The 18,780-nt window shown below is 46.8% G+C and carries 17 protein-coding genes and 1 other RNA gene; 16 read left to right on the top strand and 2 right to left on the bottom strand.

Annotated features, from left to right (window positions below; translation table 11 throughout):
* Positions 1-31 precede the first annotated feature (31 nt).
* The 14 genes from ybeY (at position 32) to rnpB (ending at position 13,232) form a co-directional block, all read left to right on the top strand.
* Complete coding sequence (gene ybeY / locus AB4111_RS16455; RefSeq protein ID WP_036674804.1) at positions 32-529, top strand: rRNA maturation RNase YbeY; 498 nt, start codon at positions 32-34, stop codon at positions 527-529.
* A complete protein-coding gene (locus AB4111_RS16450; RefSeq protein ID WP_442032373.1) occupies positions 529-900 on the top strand; it encodes a diacylglycerol kinase family protein in 372 nt (123 codons plus the stop codon). Before ybeY ends, AB4111_RS16450 begins: the two co-directional genes overlap by 1 nt.
* Positions 901-1,210: 310 nt before the next feature.
* Positions 1,211-1,624, top strand: coding sequence for a cytidine deaminase (locus AB4111_RS16445; protein ID WP_076211616.1), 414 nt, complete (start codon positions 1,211-1,213; stop codon positions 1,622-1,624).
* Positions 1,625-1,661: 37 nt separating this feature from the next.
* Positions 1,662-2,561, top strand: a complete 900-nt coding sequence (gene era / locus AB4111_RS16440) for a GTPase Era (protein ID WP_145151051.1) — start codon at positions 1,662-1,664, stop codon at positions 2,559-2,561.
* A 104-nt stretch (positions 2,562-2,665) separates the two neighbouring features.
* Entirely contained in the window at positions 2,666-2,806 is a 141-nt protein-coding gene (locus AB4111_RS16435; protein ID WP_091013993.1) for a YqzL family protein, read from the top strand.
* 33 nt (positions 2,807-2,839) lie between these two features.
* On the top strand, positions 2,840-3,592 hold the full coding sequence (gene recO / locus AB4111_RS16430; protein ID WP_442032372.1) for a DNA repair protein RecO: 753 nt from the start codon (positions 2,840-2,842) through the stop codon (positions 3,590-3,592).
* Positions 3,593-4,002: 410 nt separating this feature from the next.
* Positions 4,003-4,890, top strand: a complete 888-nt coding sequence (glyQ, locus tag AB4111_RS16425) for a glycine--tRNA ligase subunit alpha (RefSeq protein WP_145323243.1) — start codon at positions 4,003-4,005, stop codon at positions 4,888-4,890.
* On the top strand, positions 4,883-6,958 hold the full coding sequence (gene glyS, locus AB4111_RS16420; protein ID WP_442032371.1) for a glycine--tRNA ligase subunit beta: 2,076 nt from the start codon (positions 4,883-4,885) through the stop codon (positions 6,956-6,958). Before glyQ ends, glyS begins: the two co-directional genes overlap by 8 nt.
* A 229-nt stretch (positions 6,959-7,187) precedes the next feature.
* Positions 7,188-7,655: a YaiI/YqxD family protein gene (locus tag AB4111_RS16415; protein ID WP_440131283.1), complete on the top strand. Its 468-nt coding sequence runs from the start codon at positions 7,188-7,190 to the stop codon at positions 7,653-7,655.
* A gap of 47 nt (positions 7,656-7,702) precedes the next feature.
* Entirely contained in the window at positions 7,703-9,523 is a 1,821-nt protein-coding gene (gene dnaG, locus AB4111_RS16410; protein ID WP_339236006.1) for a DNA primase, read from the top strand.
* A gap of 43 nt (positions 9,524-9,566) precedes the next feature.
* Positions 9,567-10,706 (top strand): RNA polymerase sigma factor RpoD, encoded by a 1,140-nt coding sequence (gene rpoD / locus AB4111_RS16405; protein WP_062835490.1) that lies wholly within the window; start codon positions 9,567-9,569, stop codon positions 10,704-10,706.
* Positions 10,707-10,890: 184 nt separating this feature from the next.
* Complete coding sequence (locus AB4111_RS16400; RefSeq protein ID WP_442032370.1) at positions 10,891-11,649, top strand: tRNA (adenine(22)-N(1))-methyltransferase; 759 nt, start codon at positions 10,891-10,893, stop codon at positions 11,647-11,649.
* Positions 11,625-12,740, top strand: a complete 1,116-nt coding sequence (locus AB4111_RS16395) for a Nif3-like dinuclear metal center hexameric protein (RefSeq protein WP_442032369.1) — start codon at positions 11,625-11,627, stop codon at positions 12,738-12,740. The genes AB4111_RS16400 and AB4111_RS16395 overlap by 25 nt, the downstream gene beginning before the upstream one ends.
* Positions 12,741-12,822: 82 nt before the next feature.
* Positions 12,823-13,232, top strand: an RNA gene (gene rnpB, locus AB4111_RS16390) — RNase P RNA component class A.
* 274 nt (positions 13,233-13,506) lie between these two features.
* Here rnpB and AB4111_RS16385 read toward each other — a convergent pair.
* Positions 13,507-14,736 (bottom strand): aminotransferase-like domain-containing protein, encoded by a 1,230-nt coding sequence (locus AB4111_RS16385; RefSeq protein WP_442032368.1) that lies wholly within the window; start codon positions 14,734-14,736, stop codon positions 13,507-13,509.
* Positions 14,737-14,843: 107 nt separating this feature from the next.
* Here AB4111_RS16385 and pdxR point away from each other — a divergent pair, with 107 nt between their 5' ends.
* Together pdxR and AB4111_RS16375 are read left to right on the top strand one after the other, a co-directional pair.
* Positions 14,844-16,364 carry a MocR-like pyridoxine biosynthesis transcription factor PdxR gene (gene pdxR, locus AB4111_RS16380; RefSeq protein WP_442032367.1) on the top strand — a complete coding sequence of 507 codons (1,521 nt, stop codon included), beginning with the start codon at positions 14,844-14,846 and terminating at the stop codon, positions 16,362-16,364.
* Positions 16,365-16,450: 86 nt separating this feature from the next.
* Positions 16,451-16,708, top strand: coding sequence for a hypothetical protein (locus tag AB4111_RS16375; protein ID WP_339235994.1), 258 nt, complete (start codon positions 16,451-16,453; stop codon positions 16,706-16,708).
* Between the two features lie 100 nt (positions 16,709-16,808).
* On the opposite strand, the gene AB4111_RS16370 is transcribed toward AB4111_RS16375, so the two are convergent.
* The gene (locus AB4111_RS16370; protein WP_442032366.1) at positions 16,809-18,683 is read right to left on the bottom strand and encodes a S8 family peptidase; all 1,875 of its coding nucleotides are present in this window, start codon (positions 18,681-18,683) and stop codon (positions 16,809-16,811) included.
* Between the last annotated feature and the right edge of the window lie 97 nt (positions 18,684-18,780).

Genomic DNA, 18,780 nt, shown 5'->3' with positions numbered 1-18,780 from the left:
CTAATATTGAGCAGACAGGAGTTATGAAAGAATGAGTCTTAATCTGGCATGGAATAATGAACAACAGGATAAAGAAATTACAGAACCGATGATTGCAATGCTGGAACAGTTGCTGAATCTCGCCGGAGAAGCGGAAGGTGTTGCAGACGGGGAAGTGGCTCTGACTTTTGTGAACGATGAGCAGATCCATGAGTTGAACCGTGATTATCGTGGTATTGACCGTCCTACAGATGTATTGTCTTTTGCGATGAACGAAACGGTGGATGAAGAGCTTGATATTATCTATGAGCTTGACGAAGATGAAGAAATGGAAGAGATGCCGGATGTTCTTGGAGACATCATCATTTCCGTACCACGGACCATCCTGCAAAGTGAGGAGTATGGACACTCATTTGAACGTGAACTTGGTTTTCTGTTTGTCCATGGTTTCTTACACCTGCTCGGATATGACCATCAGGATGAAGCAAGTGAGGCTGAAATGATGGGTAAACAAGAAGCGGTATTGGCCCAGGCCGGGTTGACACGATAATGAAAAGGCGCTCCTGGGGTCTGGTATTCCGCAATGCTGCGGAAGGAATCGCATATGGGTTGCGGACTCAGCGTAATGTGAGAGTTCACACGGGAGTGGCTATTTTGATGTGTGCAGCCGGCTTTTTTTTCAAAATCTCAAGAACGGATTGGATGTTTGTGCTGACCGCTGTCTTTTTGGTCCTGGTGACTGAACTGATGAACACGGCTGTAGAGGCAGCAGTTGATTTGGCACATCCCCATATCCATCCGCTGGCAAAAGCGGCGAAGGATACCGCGGCCGGGGCAGTTCTGCTGGCTGCGGTATTCGCCGTCATCATCGGTTGTATTGTTTTTATGAAGCCGGTGATGAACTGGTTAGGTTTGTACTGATTTTGTATTAACTTTGTTTTGATTCGTTTTGTTTTGATTTTAATACTACACAACTTTGTAAAGTTAGACCTTTTTTAAGTTGAACTTGTAGACATTACACGATAACGAAGAGGACAGAAATAAACCTGTAGAAGCGAAGCGTTCGCCTTTATCCCCGGATTTTCACTTTAAAAAAGTGAATCAAAAAATCTGGGGATAACAGCGATCGAAGGGTTATTCTGGACGCGGAGTGGCTAGTGTAAATTTGGCTTTGGTTGAACTTAATTCCTAGGTAGTAACTTTATATTGCACCCTAAGGGAGAGAATAATAATGGATAATGGTTTGCTAATGCAGGAGGCAATTAAGGCACGTACGAAGGCGTACACGCCTTACTCCCATTTTGGTGTAGGTGCAGCTTTGCTTGACAGTGAAGGACATGTGCATCATGGTTGTAATATTGAGAATGCTGCGTATACCCCAGGCAACTGTGCTGAGCGTACAGCGATGTTCAGTGCCATTGCAGGTGGGCAGAAGCCTCGCAGCTTCAAAGCGATTGCCATTGTGGGAGATACAGATGGTCCGATTGCTCCATGTGGTGTATGTCGTCAGGTTATGTACGAACTATGTGAACCCGATATGAAAGTTATCTTGGGAAACATGAAAGGTGATCTGCAAGAGACCACCGTTGCTGAACTGTTACCTTGGGCTTTTGGGCCTTCTGATCTGAATTCTGCCAAAAAATAAACCAATATTCCAGGCCTAGGCGCCTGAGGAGGAACATATGAAAAAACAAGCATTTAAATCCGGTTTTGTAGCTATTATTGGACGTCCGAACGTAGGTAAATCCACATTGATGAACCAGGTTATCGGACAGAAAATTGCTATCATGTCGGACAAGCCGCAAACGACTCGTAATAAAATTCATGGTGTGTATACATCCGAACATCAGCAAATCGTATTCCTCGACACACCGGGGATTCACAAACGTCAATCCAAGCTTGGCGATTACATGAACCAGACTGCTCTGAACACGCTCGGAGAAGTGGAAGCAGCACTGTTCCTGATTGACGCTTCGGAAGGTATGGGTGGCGGTGACCGTTACATTGCGGAACAGTTGAAAAATATCCGTACACCTGTCATTCTTGTCATGAATAAAATTGACAAAATCGAGCCGGAAGCGCTGCTTCCTCTTATCGAGGAGTATCGTAAGTTACATGATTTCGCTGAAATCGTGCCTGTTTCTGCCATGCTCGGCAGTAATGTAAGCACCTTATTGGAACAGCTCGGCAAGTATTTGCCAGAAGGTCCACAGTACTATCCTGATGACCAGGTTACTGACCATCCTGAGCAGTTTGTATGTGCGGAATTGATCCGTGAGAAAATTTTGCAGATGACTCGCGAAGAAGTACCACACTCGATTGCTGTAACGATTGAGGATATGAAAGTACAAGATAACGGTGTCGTTTATATCTCAGCCGTCATTTTTGTGGAACGGGATTCGCAAAAAGGGATCATCATCGGGAAACAGGGTGCCCTCTTGAAAGAAGTGGGTAAACGAGCTCGTCATGATATTCAAAACCTGCTTGGCTCCAAAATTTTCATGGACCTGTGGGTTAAAGTGAAAAAAGACTGGAGAAATCAGGATCGAGTTCTGCGTGACCTTGGCTTTGGCCGCGAATAATCACCGGAATTGTATCCAGTAATTGCAACACATAGTTTACCTTGTAAGACTCCATCCTATTTGGTAGATGCAGACGTCATTTCCGAAGAGAGGATGAAATTCCGATGCGAGATTTTTCGTGGAAGGTTTTTGCGATGACGGGGGATGTGGAGTCCTATTTGTTATATACCGAGGCGTGTAACTCGTTAGGACAGGAGTCGGATCATGCAAGGGAAGTGATTGAAGATGAAGAAGCCGAAGGATAATTGGCTGATTCGGGAATGGTTAGGTGACGAGGCATGCTATACAGGGTGGAAGGGATTGTCATCCGCAGCATGGACTACGGCGAAGGGAACAAAATCATTACGCTTTGCACCGAAAGCGGCGGGAAAGTAGGGGTACTCGTCCGCGGTGCCAAAAAGCCCAAGAGCCGACATGCTGCACTGGTGCAGCCGTTTACGTATGGTCAATATGTATATTTTCGCAATACTGGTCTAGGCACACTGAATGCTGGAGAAATTGTTGAATCCTATCATGAGTTGCGTGAAGATCTGGTCAAGGCCTCTTATGCCTCTTATGCGTGTGAACTATTGGATCGCGTGCTTCAGGATGAAGAGACAGGTACATTTTGGTTCAAACAATTAAAGGCGTGTCTGCAGGCATTGAAGGAAGAGAAAGATCCGGTTGTTATTACAAGTCTGTACGAAATGAAAATATTACAGGCATCCGGATATGGTCCGCAGTTCGATGAGTGTATCTCCTGCAATCAGGAGCGGCCAGATGAGCAGTTGTTTATAAGTCCAAGACTTGGTGGCGTCTTGTGTCGTGCATGCAAACATTTCGATCCTCCAGCGATGTCAGTAAGTCCAAAGGCTCTGAAATTGTTATGTTTGTTCGCACAGTTGGATCTGCAGCGCTTGGGAAATATATCAGTGAGTGAGTCTACCCGTGATGAGATCAAAAAGCTGATGCGTGCTTTTATGGATCATCAGCTTGGTCTGAATCTTAAATCCCGTTCTTTCCTCGATCAGATGGAGAAGTACGGGATTTGAGGCGTTTTTGTGGGAGTGAAACTATATCTTGACTTCATACTAGATTTTATATATTATGAAATATAATTTCTCTTTATGAGACATGTATTGAACGAGAGAGTAAAAGACTGGATTTATTGCATTTATGGAGACAAGTCGTTGTATAACACTTGCGAATCATGAGTGAGCGAGCCGGGGATGGTGGAAGCCTGGCTAAATCGGTCTTTGAAACGGCACTCGGGAGCATGAATGGACACGGAAAAGTGGGCTGGAACGAACAGGATCATCCTGTTTGATCCAAGCCAAGTAGGGTGGAACCGCGGGAATAGCTCTCGTCCCTACGTCTGTACAACAGGCGTAGGACGGGGGCTATTTATTGTTGTCTGCGCCGTTCTAAGCTTGCTATCAAACCATTGAAAAGGAGCATGATTATGAATTTTCAGCAGATGATTCTAACGCTGCAACAATTCTGGGCCGAGCATAACTGTATTATTGTCCAGCCATACGATACGGAAAAAGGGGCAGGTACGATGAATCCAATGACCTTTTTGCGTTCGCTTGGACCCGAACCTTGGAAAGTGGCCTATGTGGAGCCTTCCCGTCGTCCTTCGGACGGACGTTATGGTGAGAACCCTAACCGGCTGTACCAGCATCATCAGTTCCAGGTAATCATCAAGCCTTCACCGGACAATATTCAGGAAATTTATCTGGAAAGTCTGAAGCGTCTGGGTATTGATCCGCTCAAACATGATATTCGGTTTGTCGAAGATAACTGGGAAAATCCTTCCCTTGGTTGTGCAGGTCTTGGTTGGGAAGTATGGTTGGACGGAATGGAAATTACGCAATTTACGTATTTCCAACAGGTTGGTGGAATCGAGACGAATCCGGTAGCTGTTGAAATTACGTATGGTATGGAGCGTTTGGCTTCTTACATTCAGGAAAAAGAGAATGTGTTTGATTTGGAGTGGGTGGAAGGTATCACTTATGGTGATGTATTCCGTCAGCCAGAATTCGAACACTCTAAATATACGTTTGAAGTATCTGATGTCAAAATGCTGTTTACACTCTTCAACATGCATGAAGAAGAGGCAAACAAGGCCATGGCACAGCATCTGGTATTCCCGGCTTATGACTATGTGCTGAAATGTTCCCACACATTCAACCTGTTGGATGCACGGGGAGCCATCAGTGTAACGGAACGTACGGGTTACATCACACGTGTCCGTAATCTGGCTCGCCAAGTCGCTGCAACATATATGGAAGAGCGTGAGAAGCTAGGCTTCCCGCTGATCAAGAAAGGGGGAGCCGAGCATGTCTAAGGATCTGTTGTTTGAAATCGGACTGGAAGAAGTACCTGCACGTTTCATGCGCGCAGCGATCGCACAGCTGCAAGAGCGTGTCGTGAAATGGCTTGATGCATCCCGCATTGCTTATGGTGAAGTGAATGCGTATGCCACACCGCGTCGACTGGCTGTTTTGATCCAGAATGTGGCTGAAAAGCAGGAAGATATAGAGGAAGAAGTAAAAGGTCCTTCACGCAAAATTGCCCTGGACGACAGTGGCAATTGGAGCAAGGCTGCACTCGGATTCGCGCGCAGTCAAGGTGTTGAACCGGACCAGTTCACATTTAAGGAATTGAACGGTGTCGAATATATCTATGCAATGAAGTCCAGCAAAGGTGTGGAGACGGCTTCTGTGATTGGCGAAGGATTGCTCTCTGTATTACATGCCATGACGTTCCCGAAATTCATGCGTTGGGCTTCCTATGATTTCAAATTTGTTCGTCCAATCCGCTGGATTGTGGCTATGCTGGGCAGTGATGTCATCGATCTGGAAGTGACAGGTGTTAAGTCGGGTAATGTAACTCGCGGACATCGTTTCCTCGGTAAGGAGGCCGTGATCTCCACTCCGTCTTCTTACGTGGAAGTGCTGCGTTCAGAACATGTCATTGTTGATATCCAGGAACGTGAACAGATGATTGTATCTCAAATTCAGGCATTGGCTGCTGAGAAAAAATGGGATATTGCGATTAAGGAAGACTTGCTGGAGGAAGTCCTGTTCCTGGTGGAAACACCTACCGTATTGTTCGGGACATTCGACTCTTCATTCTTGAATATTCCACAAGAAGTATTGATTACTTCCATGCGTGAGCATCAGCGTTATTTCCCTGTATTGGACAATGAAGGACAATTGTTGCCATTCTTCGTGACAGTACGTAACGGTGGAAGTGATTCACTGGATGTTATTGCAAAAGGGAATGAGAAAGTACTGCGTGCACGTCTGTCTGATGCCAAGTTCTTCTATGAGGAAGACCAGAAGTTACAGATTAAGGATGCATTGTCGAAGCTGGAAAGTATCGTCTTCCAGGAAGAGCTGGGAACGGTTGGAGATAAAGTACGCCGTATTCGCAAAATTGCCGATGGAATTGCTGCTAAACTGCAAGTATCCGGTGATGTTGCTGAATCCGTTAGCCGCTCAGCAGATATCTGCAAATTCGATCTGGTGACACTGATGGTGGGTGAATTCCCTGAACTGCAAGGTGTGATGGGTGAGGATTACGCTCGTAAAGCTGGCGAAAAAGAAGAAGTGGCCAAGGCGGTATTTGAACACTATCAGCCGCGTTTCGCTGGAGATCAATCCCCTGTGTCTCTTGTCGGTGCCATTGTAAGTGCTGCAGACAAAATGGATACAATCGTAGGTTGTTTCTCCATTAACATCATTCCAACGGGATCTCAAGATCCGTATGCGCTGCGCCGTCAGGCTGCAGGTATTGTACAGATTTTGCTCGATCACAAGCTTCCGCTGACATTGTCAGATGTGTTCGGAGTAGCGCTTCAAGTGCATGCCCAGATGAACCTGTTGAAACGTGCAGATGAAGAGGTTCGTAAAGATCTGCAAGACTTCTTTGGTCTTCGTGTGAAAAAATTGCTGTCCGAAACCGTTCGCTACGACGTAGTGGATGCCGTAATCTCTTCCGGATTCGATGATATCAGTGCTGTGGTTCCAAAAGGTGAAGCGTTGATGGCGGCTGTTCTGACAGGAGACGCATTCAAAACAACGGTTGAATCATTCAACCGTGTGGGTAACCTGGCTGCCAAAGCATCCAATGCTTCTGTACATCCAGAACTGTTCACAGAAGATGGAGAGCGTCAGCTCCACGAGTCATGGAGCAGAACCAATGCAGAATATCGTCAGGCGTTGACTCAGCATAAGGCTGCTGAAGCGCTGGCTATTGCTTCTGCTTGGAAAGATGGTATTACCTCGTTCTTCGATTCGGTCATGGTAATGGCTGAAGATGAGGCCGTCCGTGCGAATCGACTTGCCTTGCTTGCGGCAATTGATCGTGACTTGAAAGGATTTGCTAATTTTTCCAAGTTGGTATGGTAATTAGGCGTATTTCATGAGTCCTTTTCCACAGACTTGGAGCAAAGCTAAAATTCAGTATTAAAGAAGGATATATGAGGGTATAAATATACGGAACGGGTTGTGAAATGTATTTTTGACAACCGCTCCGTATTTTAGCCTTTGATTTCCCTTGTTGTGGCAGAAGGATTTTGCCTGGCCGGGGTCGTATATTACAATATGCAGCTATTTTATGAAACCGGGTGGTCTGGGTTTGAGTGAGTTAAATATACGTCATATTGTTGTGGATGGTGATGCTTGCCCGGTCAAAACCGAGATTGCGCAAACCGCTCGCCTTTTCAACATCCCTGTACTGTTAGTCTCTTCATTTGATCATTTGCTTCAAGGAGGAGAAGGGGTGCGTACTGTGCAAGTGGATCGCAGCGATCAGAGCGCAGACCTCTATATTGCTAATCATATTAAGCCATACGATGTGGTTATCACTCAGGACTATGGACTTGCGGCACTTGCGCTCGGCAAACGTTGTTATGTTTTATCCTTTCGTGGTCGTGAGTTTAACGATCGTGACATTGATTTCATGTTGGATTCTCGTCATACTGCGGCCAAAGCACGAAAAAGAGGCCATTATGGGAAAGGCCCAAAGCCTTTCACAGAGCAGGATCGTGAAATTTTTCAACATAAACTGACAAAACTTTTAAAAGATTTGCAGGAGAATGTGTAAGTTTATCGAATTATATTTACGTGTTGAAGAGATGAAGGTGGCCAGAGATGAGTACCGGACAAGGCGGTATACCCGAAAGTATTATTGAATCGGTGTTACAGCAGAATGATATTGTCGATACGGTGAGCCGATTTGTGCATCTGACCAAGCAGGGGAAGTATATGAAAGGCCTCTGTCCTTTTCATTCCGAGAAGACGCCTTCGTTCACCGTTACACCTGAGAAACAGATTTTCTACTGCTACGGTTGCGGCACGGGTGGAAATGCCATCAAATTCAGGATGGAAATCGAAGGGTTATCCTTTCCCGAGGCTGTCAAAACGATGGCGGAAGAAAGTCACATCTCTATGGGGGACTGGCAAGGGCGTGAATCTGCTCATGTGAATCCGGAGACTGAACGTCTGTTGGAGGCTTATGAGCTTACCGCGAAGCTGTATCATTTTTTGTTGAAAAATACAGAGCACGGCAAGTCAGCCATGGAATATTTACGCTCCAGAGGTTTTGGAGACAAGTTGATTGACCAGTTCCAGATTGGTTTCGCACCAAATCGTTGGGACACATTGGTACAATTTCTTGAAAAACGTAATTATCCGCTCGAAGAAATGGAAAAGGGTGGACTTCTATCACCGCGAAATGAAGGTCAGGGATATGTGGACCGATTCCGAGACCGGATTATGTTCCCGATTAATGGCAGGAGCGGTAAGCCAATTGCATTTGCAGGACGCATATTGGGAGATGGGCAACCGAAATATCTAAATTCACCGGAAACCCGGTTATTTAACAAAAGCCGTGTTCTCTATAATCTGCATCAGGCCAAAAATGCAATTCGCAAACAAAGACAAGCCATTTTGTTCGAGGGATATGGTGATGTCATCTCCGCATGGGATCAGGACATCCAGAATGGTGTAGCGGCAATGGGTACTGCGCTAACCGAGAATCAGGCACTGATGCTCAAAGGCATGTGCGACGAAGTCATCATATGTTATGACGGCGACAAAGCAGGACAGGCTGCTGCACTCAAAAACTTCCCCATTCTTGAGGAAGCCGGATTGCAGGTCAAAGTGGCTCTCATTCCCGAGGGACTTGACCCGGATGACTTTATCCGGAAGCATGGTGGTGAACGGTTCCGAAACCAGATTGTGGACGGTGCCGTGACAACTACAAAATTTAAACTTATAAACTTAAAAAAAAGCCATATACTGCTAGAGGGTGGCGGACAAATCGCCTATTCGAAAGAAGCAGTAAAATTGATTGCCCCCTTACCTTCTCCAACAGAAAGGGAAGTGTATCTTCGTGAACTGGCTGCAGAAGTGGACGTATCCTTCGAAACATTGAAGCAGGAGTGTAATGAAGAACGGGAGGCGATGAAAAATAACCTCCAGTATGGGGATAATAACCCGAAAAGGTGGAATAATGGTAGGCAACAAAATAGGCAGGTGCCTACACCTAATCTGTTGCCGGCTTATCACGCTGCTGAACGCAAACTGATTGCCTGGATGTTGCAGGATGATGAGGCTGCCCAGTACGTGAATGAGCATCTTGGTGAAGCTTTTAACTTGGATGATCATGCAGCTATTGCTGCTTATCTATATGCCTACTATGCGCAAGGCAAACCGTCGGATACAAGCCGTTTTATGTCTTCACTGCATGACGATCGCTTGGAAAAAACGGTCAGTTCAATCTCGATGATGGATGGTCCAGGTGAATGGAGTATTCAAATGCTCGATGATTGCATCAGGGAAGTGCTGAAGTATCCACGTAAGAAAGAGTACGATTTGAAAAAAGAAGAAATGATTGCTGCAGAGCGGGCAGGTGATTCTGTACGCGCGGCACAGATTGCAATTGAAATGATTGCCCTAGAGAGACAGTGAACGTCTGATGATTAGATGTTTCTAGGGAGGAGGGAGTCAAGTTATGGCGAATGATCAGCATACTGAACTAGAAACAGAATTGACACTGGATCAGGTTAAAGATCAATTGATTGAATCAGGTAAGAAAAGAGCTTCGCTGAATTACAAGGAAATTATAGAGAAACTCTCTCCTTTTGAGCAGGATGCAGAGCAAATGGATGAGTTCTATGAGCAACTGAGCGATCTGGGTATCGATGTAGTGAATGAAAATGATGAAGAGGTTACACTTCGTCCTAGTGAAGATTCCGAGAACAATACCAGAGAGGGAGAGGACGAATTCCACTTTGATGATGATCTGAGCTTGCCGCCAGGAATCAAAATTAATGACCCTGTCCGTATGTATCTCAAGGAAATTGGTCGTGTGCCATTGTTGTCGGCAGATGATGAAGTACAACTGGCTAAACGGATTGAGAACGGGGATGAAGAAGCCAAGCGTCGTCTGGCTGAAGCGAACCTTCGACTCGTAGTCAGTATCGCCAAGCGTTACGTTGGACGTGGAATGTTATTCCTTGATTTGATCCAGGAAGGTAATATGGGCCTGATCAAAGCGGTTGAGAAGTTCGACCACAAAAAAGGATATAAGTTCAGTACGTATGCCACATGGTGGATCCGTCAAGCGATCACTCGTGCTATTGCTGACCAGGCGCGTACAATTCGTATCCCTGTGCACATGGTGGAGACGATTAATAAGCTGATCCGGGTATCCCGTCAGCTGTTGCAGGAACTTGGGCGTGAACCGACACCAGAAGAAATCGCTGCTGAGATGGATCTGAGTGTGGAAAAAGTTCGTGAAATTACGAAGATTGCACAGGAACCGGTTTCTCTGGAAACACCGATCGGTGAGGAAGATGATTCCCATCTGGGTGACTTCATTGAAGATCAGGAAGCACTTGCTCCGGCGGATGCTGCTGCGTATGAGTTGCTGAAAGAACAGCTCGAAGATGTATTGGATACACTGACTGAACGTGAAGAGAACGTGCTTCGTCTACGTTTCGGTCTGGACGATGGACGGACGAGAACGCTGGAGGAAGTCGGCAAGGTATTTGGTGTTACGCGTGAGCGTATTCGTCAGATTGAGGCCAAGGCTCTTCGTAAATTGCGTCACCCAAGTCGTAGTAAACGACTCAAAGATTTCCTCGAATAATTGAACTACGGGAGACTTTCCGCAAGACGCATTAGCGGCGGCGGGGTCTCCTTTATTTTTAATTTGAACGTCTTGATTTCTTGGTTTTGGAAATTCATCCTTGAAATGTTTGATTGGATTTTATTTTATCGCTTTTCCTTGTTCAATGCAAATCAATAAATTAAATGAATGGTGTAGGTGCTTCATGAAACTTTCGAATCGATTACAGCGAATACATGATCAAATTCCCGATGGCAGCCGTATGGCTGATATCGGTTCAGACCACGCGTTACTGCCAGTAGCCGCGATCCGCAGTGGGAAAGCCGCAAATGCAGTAGCCGGGGAAGTCAATCCTGGCCCTTATGATGCTGCATGCAAACAAGTCAGTGATGCTGGCCTGAAAGAAAAAATAACGGTACGCCGTGGAGACGGATTGGATGTAATCTCTGCGGGAGAAGTGGATGTCATCACCATAGCAGGTATGGGTGGTGCTCTGATTGCCTCCATCTTGGACCGAGGTTTATCCAAACTGGATGGAGTCCAGTTACTTATTTTGCAACCCAATGTGGGAGAAGATATTCTCAGACGCTGGCTGCTGGAGCATCACTGGGTGGTTGTGGCAGAACAGTTGCTCGAAGAAGATGGCAAGATCTATGAGATTATAACGGCGATGCCACAATCCGTAAGCCCGATTGCAAATGAAGAGGTGTATCGTGCACGTCCGCTTCAAGGCGGGGCAGAATTGACGGAAGATTTGCTGCTGCGGATGGGGCCATATTTGGTGGATCGTCCAACGGATGTATTTTTTGCCAAATGGGAAAGTGAGATCATCAAACTGCAAGGGGTTGTAAACTCCATCTCCAAATCCGATCAGGATTCTTCCCGGGACAAGGCGGCTGAAGTAGAGCGTCTTATCGCAAACTTGAAGGAGGTTTTGGCATGTTTGCCAAAGGTCAAACTGTAATTCAACTGATGGAGCAGCTCGCTCCGAAACATCTGGCTGTACCGGATGACCGGATTGGTCTACAGCTCGGCAGTTTGCAAAAAGAAATCAGCCACGTGTTAGTTGCTTTGGATGTGACGGATGAAGTGGTGGACGAAGCGATTCGCATCGGTGCCAACCTGATTATCGCTCATCACGCCATCATTTTCCGACCAGTTAAGTCCCTGAATACAGATACACCTATGGGTAAATTGTATGAAAAGCTGATTAAGCATGATATTGCTGTCTATATCAGTCATACGAATCTGGACGTGGCCGAGGGTGGTATGAATGACTGGATGGCCGAGGCACTTGGCATCGAGAGTAAAGAATCGCTGGAAGATGTACACACAGATCATCTCTACAAGCTGGCTGTATTTGTACCACGTACGCATCATGAACAGGTGCTTCAAGCGGTACTCGAAGCCGGAGCGGGGAGTATCGGTCAATACAACAAGTGCAGCTTCAACACGGAAGGTACAGGAACGTTTGTACCCGGTGAGGGCACTCAACCTTTTATCGGTACCCAAGGGCAGATGGAACGGGTGGAAGAAATGCGGATTGAGACCATCGTACCCCAAAGTCTGAGAAGTAAGGTCGTTCAGGCGATGCTTAAGGCTCATCCGTATGAGGAAGTGGCCTACGATCTCTATGCAATGGATTTAAAGGGCCGTACGCTCGGTTTGGGACGCTTGGGACCCCTTAGGGAGCCTAAGACATTAGGTGAGCTCGTGGAGGTCGTGAAGACCCAATTCAATGTGCCTCATGTGCGTGTTGTCGGAGATCTGAACAAGCAGATCAAAAAAGCAGCGGTTCTTGGCGGCTCTGGCAGCCGTTATGCGCTCACTGCCCGCTTCAAAGGTGCGGATGTTATTGTGACTGGAGATATTGATTATCACACGGCTCATGATGCGTTAATGGCAGGTATGTGTATCATCGACCCTGGACATAATTCCGAGAAGATTATGAAACCAAAAACGGCCGATTGGCTTCGTTCCCGTTTGGAAGAGAAACGATATGATACGCAAGTTACAGCTTCAGAGGTCAATACGGAGGTATTCCGGTTTATCTAAAAAGACAGTTGCTGTGTGATTCCCAGTAATATTAAGCTTGTCTGGGAACCCAAATGCCTGTATACTATGTAATGTTGTTCGGAAAGCTTGACAGACAATCGCTGGTGGCCTTTGTTGCCACGAGAGGAAAGTCCGGGCTCCACAGGGCAGGATGCTGGATAACGTCCAGTCAGCGCGAGTTGAAGGATAGTGCCACAGAAATGGACCGCCGATGGCCGGATTTTCCGGCACAGGCAAGGATGGAACCGAGGTGTAAGAGACCCCGAGGAACGCTGGTGACTTCGTTCCTGGTAAACCCCATCTGGAGCAAGACCTAATGGGACACAGTCGCCTCTTCGGAGGAGGCAGCCTTAGCCCGAGGTGTGTCTAGGTTGGTCGCTTGAGCTGTGCAGCAATGTATGGCCTAGATAGATGATTGTCGCTTCTGGTGGGAGGGTAGTTCCCGTATGAACCACGAAGAGCACAGAACCCGGCTTACGGTAAGCTTTCCTAACTGCAACAACATAATAGTGTAGTCCACCTATCAGTCGAGGACAATCCGTGTGATTCACCGATGGCCTGACTGATCAGAAGGACCCATGAACATCTGAAAAAACATAACTCCTGTTAATGACAGGTTCTATAAAAAAAGGCGGCAGTTCCGATATTCTCGGGCCTGCCGCCTTTTTTTGTTGCTCATATCAAGTTTTGGACGTGCCTGGTGTTTTCAGACACGCCCTAGTCAACCTCATACGCTAATATATCACGAAACGTTTATGACAGTTCATTACAGTGTAACAACACTGTCCGATGTTAACGAAGCATGCCAGCGTTGGATGGCGCGATCCATTCTTTCCACGGCTTCAGGAAGAAGCTCAGGGTCCGTATGAGTAAAGTTGATTCGCATGCGGTTTAACTCTGGTGTACCTGCATAGAAGGAATCACCCGGAACAATGCACACTTTCTCCTGGATACCGTAAGTGAACAGATTGCTTGCCAGCATGCCTTCAGGTAGTTGCAGCCACAAGAACATACCACCTTGTGGTGAATTCCATGAGATGCCTTCCCATGATTTGGCTGCCATGAGTGTGGTCAGGGTGTTCATCCGTTGTTCGTAATCCTCTGAAATATGGCGAATATGCGCATCCAGATCGAAAGATTCAAGCAGCGCATGAAGCGCTCTTTGGTCAATGCTGCTGGAATGCAAGTCGGCACCTTGTTTCGCTCGTGCGGCCATTTTTACAATATCAGGAGCAGCCAGTATCCAGCCAGTACGCAGGCCGGGTGCTACCGTTTTGGAGAATGTACTGGTGTAGATAACATTGGAAGGGCCGTCATAGGATACTGCATCCAGTTCTGCGAGAGCAGGGACATCCAATTGCTCCGGATTGAACCGGATTTCACCATAAGGATCATCTTCCAGAATAAGTACACCGTACTTGCGGCACAGATCTACAGCCTGCTGTCTTCTTTCTCGGGACCATACTTTTCCCGTAGGATTGGAGAACGTTGGGTTAATATAGACGAGTTTTGGACGATGCAACTGGAGCTGTTCTTCCAGAGATTCAGGCAACATTCCGTGATCATCACAGGTTACGCCGTGAGATTCAGCTTGATAAGAATGAATGACTTGCAGAGCAGCGAGGTAGGTTGGTGATTCAACCAATACGCTGTCACCCGGGTCGAGAAGGATGCGGCAAACCAAGTCAATGGATTGCTGTGAACCGGTAGTGAGAAGCATGTGATCGGGTGAAGCGGGAATGCCCTTGGATTCGAGACGTTCGGCGATTTTGGCGCGAAGAGGACGGTAACCCTCAGTCTCCGCATATTGAAGAGCGGCTGCTCCGCTCATAAATACTTTTTCATACGCAACGCGGATGGCTTCCAGCGGGAAAGAAGTCTGGGCTGGTAATCCACCGGCTAGTGAGATCATTCCAGGTGCCTGAGCGGCCTGGAGCATGTCGCGAACGACAGAGGACGGGGTGTTTTGTGCCATTTTGGACCAAGGGATACTCATGTTATTCTCATCTCCTGTTATTCACTGTTATACTGATATTATAAACTATAATAGACGGACTGCACTATAACAGTAAAATGAAGATCATAACAGTTGGGGGAGCAACCATGCATATCGAATTAAAAAGGGGAAGCAGTACCAAATTGTACGTGCAGATTGCGCTAACGATTGCCGATCGCATCAGATCAGGACTCATTGAACCGGGAACCCGACTTCCTTCTGTTCGTAAAATGACCGCGGATTTGGGTGTTAGCCTGGTCACTGTCTCCAAAGCGTATGCTGAACTCGAAGCGATTCAATTAATCACCTGCTCCCAGGGGAAAGGTTGTTATGTAAGAGGTACATTAAACGAAGATCCGATGGAGGATGTAGATCGAGCCAAGCGTAACCATGGCAACAGTGAATCCAGTACATCATGGAATTGGCAGATGGCACTCGTGGATTATTTACCGCGAGCGCAGCTCTGGAGACATTTTGATACGTCCCCTCAAGTGCGGTATGAACTTCATATGTCAGCGATTCAGCCTGAACTGCTGCCTACACGCGAGATTATTGACAGTGCCTACCGGCTTTCCTCTGATCATGCTGAGCGTATGGCGGCGTATGGATCTTTTCAGGGAGATCGGGAGCTAAGACAGATCTTCGCCGAACATTTTGCCGAGCGTGGACTACAGGTGGCACCTGAACGCATGCTAATTACAAGTGGTGCTCAGCAGGGAATTGATCTTGTGGCACGGACTTTTGTTGGACCTGGGGATGTTGTATACATGGAGGCACCAAGCTATACCGGCGCCATTGATGTATTTACGAGTAGAGGCGCGAAGATCATTACGGTCCCGATGGATGACGAAGGCATGCGTATTGATCTGTTGACCCGGTTATGTGATACCTATCCGCCCAAGCTGATCTATACGATCCCGACCTACCACAATCCAACAGGTATTACGATGAGTGCAAGAAGGCGAGCACAGCTTCTGAATCTCGCGCAAAGCTACCACTGCCTCATTCTGGAAGATGATCCGTTTGCAGATCTTTATTTTCGGGACCCTCCACCGGCCTCCATTAAATCGATGGATGGGACAGGTCATGTCGTATATATCAAAAGCTTCAGCAAGGTGCTCTCTCCTGGTTGCCGTATAGCCTGCGCCATCGCAGATGGAAGTGTATTGACCCGGCTTGTGGCTGCGAAATCTACGGCGGATTTGGGCAGTCCGCTGCTTACACAAAAGGCTTTGCAATCTTTCATTCAGAATCAGTACGGTGCTTATGTATCCCGATTGAGGGATGAATTGTATTCTCGTTTGTGCGCAGCATCTGAAGTGCTGGAAGAGCATGCTCCTATGGGAATGCAATGGCGCTTGCCTGAAGGAGGCCTCAATCTTTGGCTCCAACTCCCGAGTAACTTGGACATGCGTGAGTTGCATCATCAATCACTTGCTGCAGGGGTTTCGTTCCTGCCAGGTTCCGCCTGTTATGTCGGAGAGACGGATACACCAAGTCTGCGCATCTGCTTCACTGTAACGAGCGTTGAGCTTTTGTGTGAAGGCCTTCGTGTACTGTGCGGAGTCATTGACAGCGTAACACCTGGGCAGGGTGGGACAGTGGCGGACAGGCTACCGCTCATATAATTTTTCGGAGTATGGACATACATCCAATCCACTTTCGACCTGCTGCAATAGGTTATAGTATCACCAGAAAGGGAGTTGGTTTTGAAATGAACCATTACTGTCCACCGCTTTGCCCGATTGTCTGTGACCCGATCCAGGTTGTTGAGGATTACTACATCCCACAAATCGTGCCTGTAATCCACCCGATTGAAGTGATCAAAAAACATCACTGTGTTCCGATTCATCACCACATGTACCCTGTAGTTGTCAAAGAAGAGGACCCTTGTTATGTATCCAGTCACAATGCGAAGAAAAAATCCGTGAAAAAATCAAGTAAAGCCCGCACATCTTCTCGCAAGCGCTAATCGCAGCGGGTGCCCCGGGGAAATTGGATATAAACCAAAGAGCAGCGTACGCCCCGGGGCGCAGCTGCTTTTGTATTTTTACGGAGTAGAGTCATAACGGTTACTGGGTATACTTTTTCATTGTATTATCCATTTGTTGTCTGACATGTTGCGGCCAGAACTGCAAAGGAGCGCTGTTGCCTGATGCGGCTTGCAGTGCCTTATAGACATCGATTTGCCCATAGCCGAAATACTTATCGTGACCCGGATCACCGAGGTCAATAACACTTTGTCGCATCAAATCCATCACTTCCGTATTGGTCAAATCCGGGTTTAACGAACGAATCAAACCTGCAAGTGCGGCTACATGGGGGCTAGCCATGGACGTACCAGACAAGGCCGCATACTGATTGTTTGGATAGGTACTGGCGATACTGGACCCCGGGGCCATCACATCCACATAATCCCCGTAGTTGGAATAGGAAGCTTTGCTCATATCCGGGTCCGTAGCAGATACGGCAAATACTTCGGGATAAGCAGCAGGGTAACCTGGACGCTCTGTATTATCGTTCCCCGTTGCTGCAATCAGGACGATATCCCGGTCAAAAGCATATTTAATGGCATCATGAAGAAATTGTGCATCAGCATAATTGCCCAGACTCATGTTGATCACTTTGGCTCCATGATCGGCTGCCCAGATGATGCCTTCGGCAACGGCATACGTGGTACCAGAACCCGAGTTGTCGAGTACTTTAACCGGTAGTACCTTGTTATACCAGCTCATGCCTGCCACGCCTTCATTATTGTTGACAATAGCGCCGATAATGCCTGCGACGTGTGTGCCATGTCCCACATCATCCATCGGTTTGCTTCCCGGCTCGACCACATTATAACCCTCAAGGAGCTTGCCCTTCAGGTCAGGGTGATTCATATCAACCCCCGTGTCGACCACTGCAACGATGACATCTTTGTTTCCTCTGGTAATATTCCAACCTCTGTTTGTCTCAATTGCAGGCAGGTTCCACTGATAATCGGAGAACAAAATGTCATTGGGTATCGTTACATCGGTTTGTTCAGTTACGATATCATTGGTTAAATACATGTAGTGGGGCTCCATATAGAGTGGATTCCATTTGCTTTCGAAATAGCTATGCAATTGCTTGTAACTCATGTTTTCTGACCGAAAAACATACGTGTATCCGAGCTTGCGTATTGAGTTAGACCTTAGATCAGATTTAATGATACGCATATCACGTTCACCGGGATCCTGGCGAAAACGGATGACAATTTCATTTTCGTAAAAATGACTGGCGTTGGCGTTATCATGTCCGGTTTTCACTGTGATTTCGTTAAGTGTATCCGGGTGAACAGACTCAATTTTGAATTTACCCTCACGCGGATAAGGAATCATGCGCAGATTTTTGCGCTGATGTTGTTCAACAGCATTTAATACGTTCTGGCTGAACAAGGCAATTACCGCTCTTTTGCCATCTTTGGAGGGTTGCCCCATCACAAAATATTTTTCTTTTCCCAAAGGAAAAGAAGAGGATTCGAAACTTTGACGTTTGATTACCGCTTTTTTGGCAAGGTTCAGCGCATGTTGAAGCTTCTGTTGTTCCAACTTGCTTCCTTGTGTGGAAGCTTGATCAAACGGCTTGTTGAAGGAGCCATTGATATTCATGAGATGAATGGATCTGATATGTTCATGTGAACCTTGGAGATCATTCACATATCGACTCACCTGCGCAGCATTCATTGTGGCGGTTTTCTCCAGCATGATACTGAGATGTTGTTTGGCGTCCATGCGGGTCAAGAGATCTGTTGCTTTGACATCCTGCACTTTCAGACGATGCTTATTTGTGTGCTCTTCATGAGCAGAGTCAGACAGAGCACTTGGCTTAGGTTCTTGACGATTGGATGTTGGAAGCAAAAGCGTCAAGGCAAGTGCTCCCGCACCAGCTGCAAGGGCCCAGTTAATCCATTTCGGTCTGGACATGGTGGATGGAACCTCCTTCGTTCATTATGGACAATCATTAACAGTGCTTCATCGTTGTCACTGGTTATATCTATCGTTAGAAAAAGCGGAACGTTTT

The sequence above is a fragment of the Paenibacillus sp. 2KB_22 genome (genome assembly GCF_052115745.1).
GTDB lineage: Bacteria > Bacillota > Bacilli > Paenibacillales > Paenibacillaceae > Paenibacillus.
This window is presented reverse-complemented; position numbering and strand designations above follow the sequence as displayed.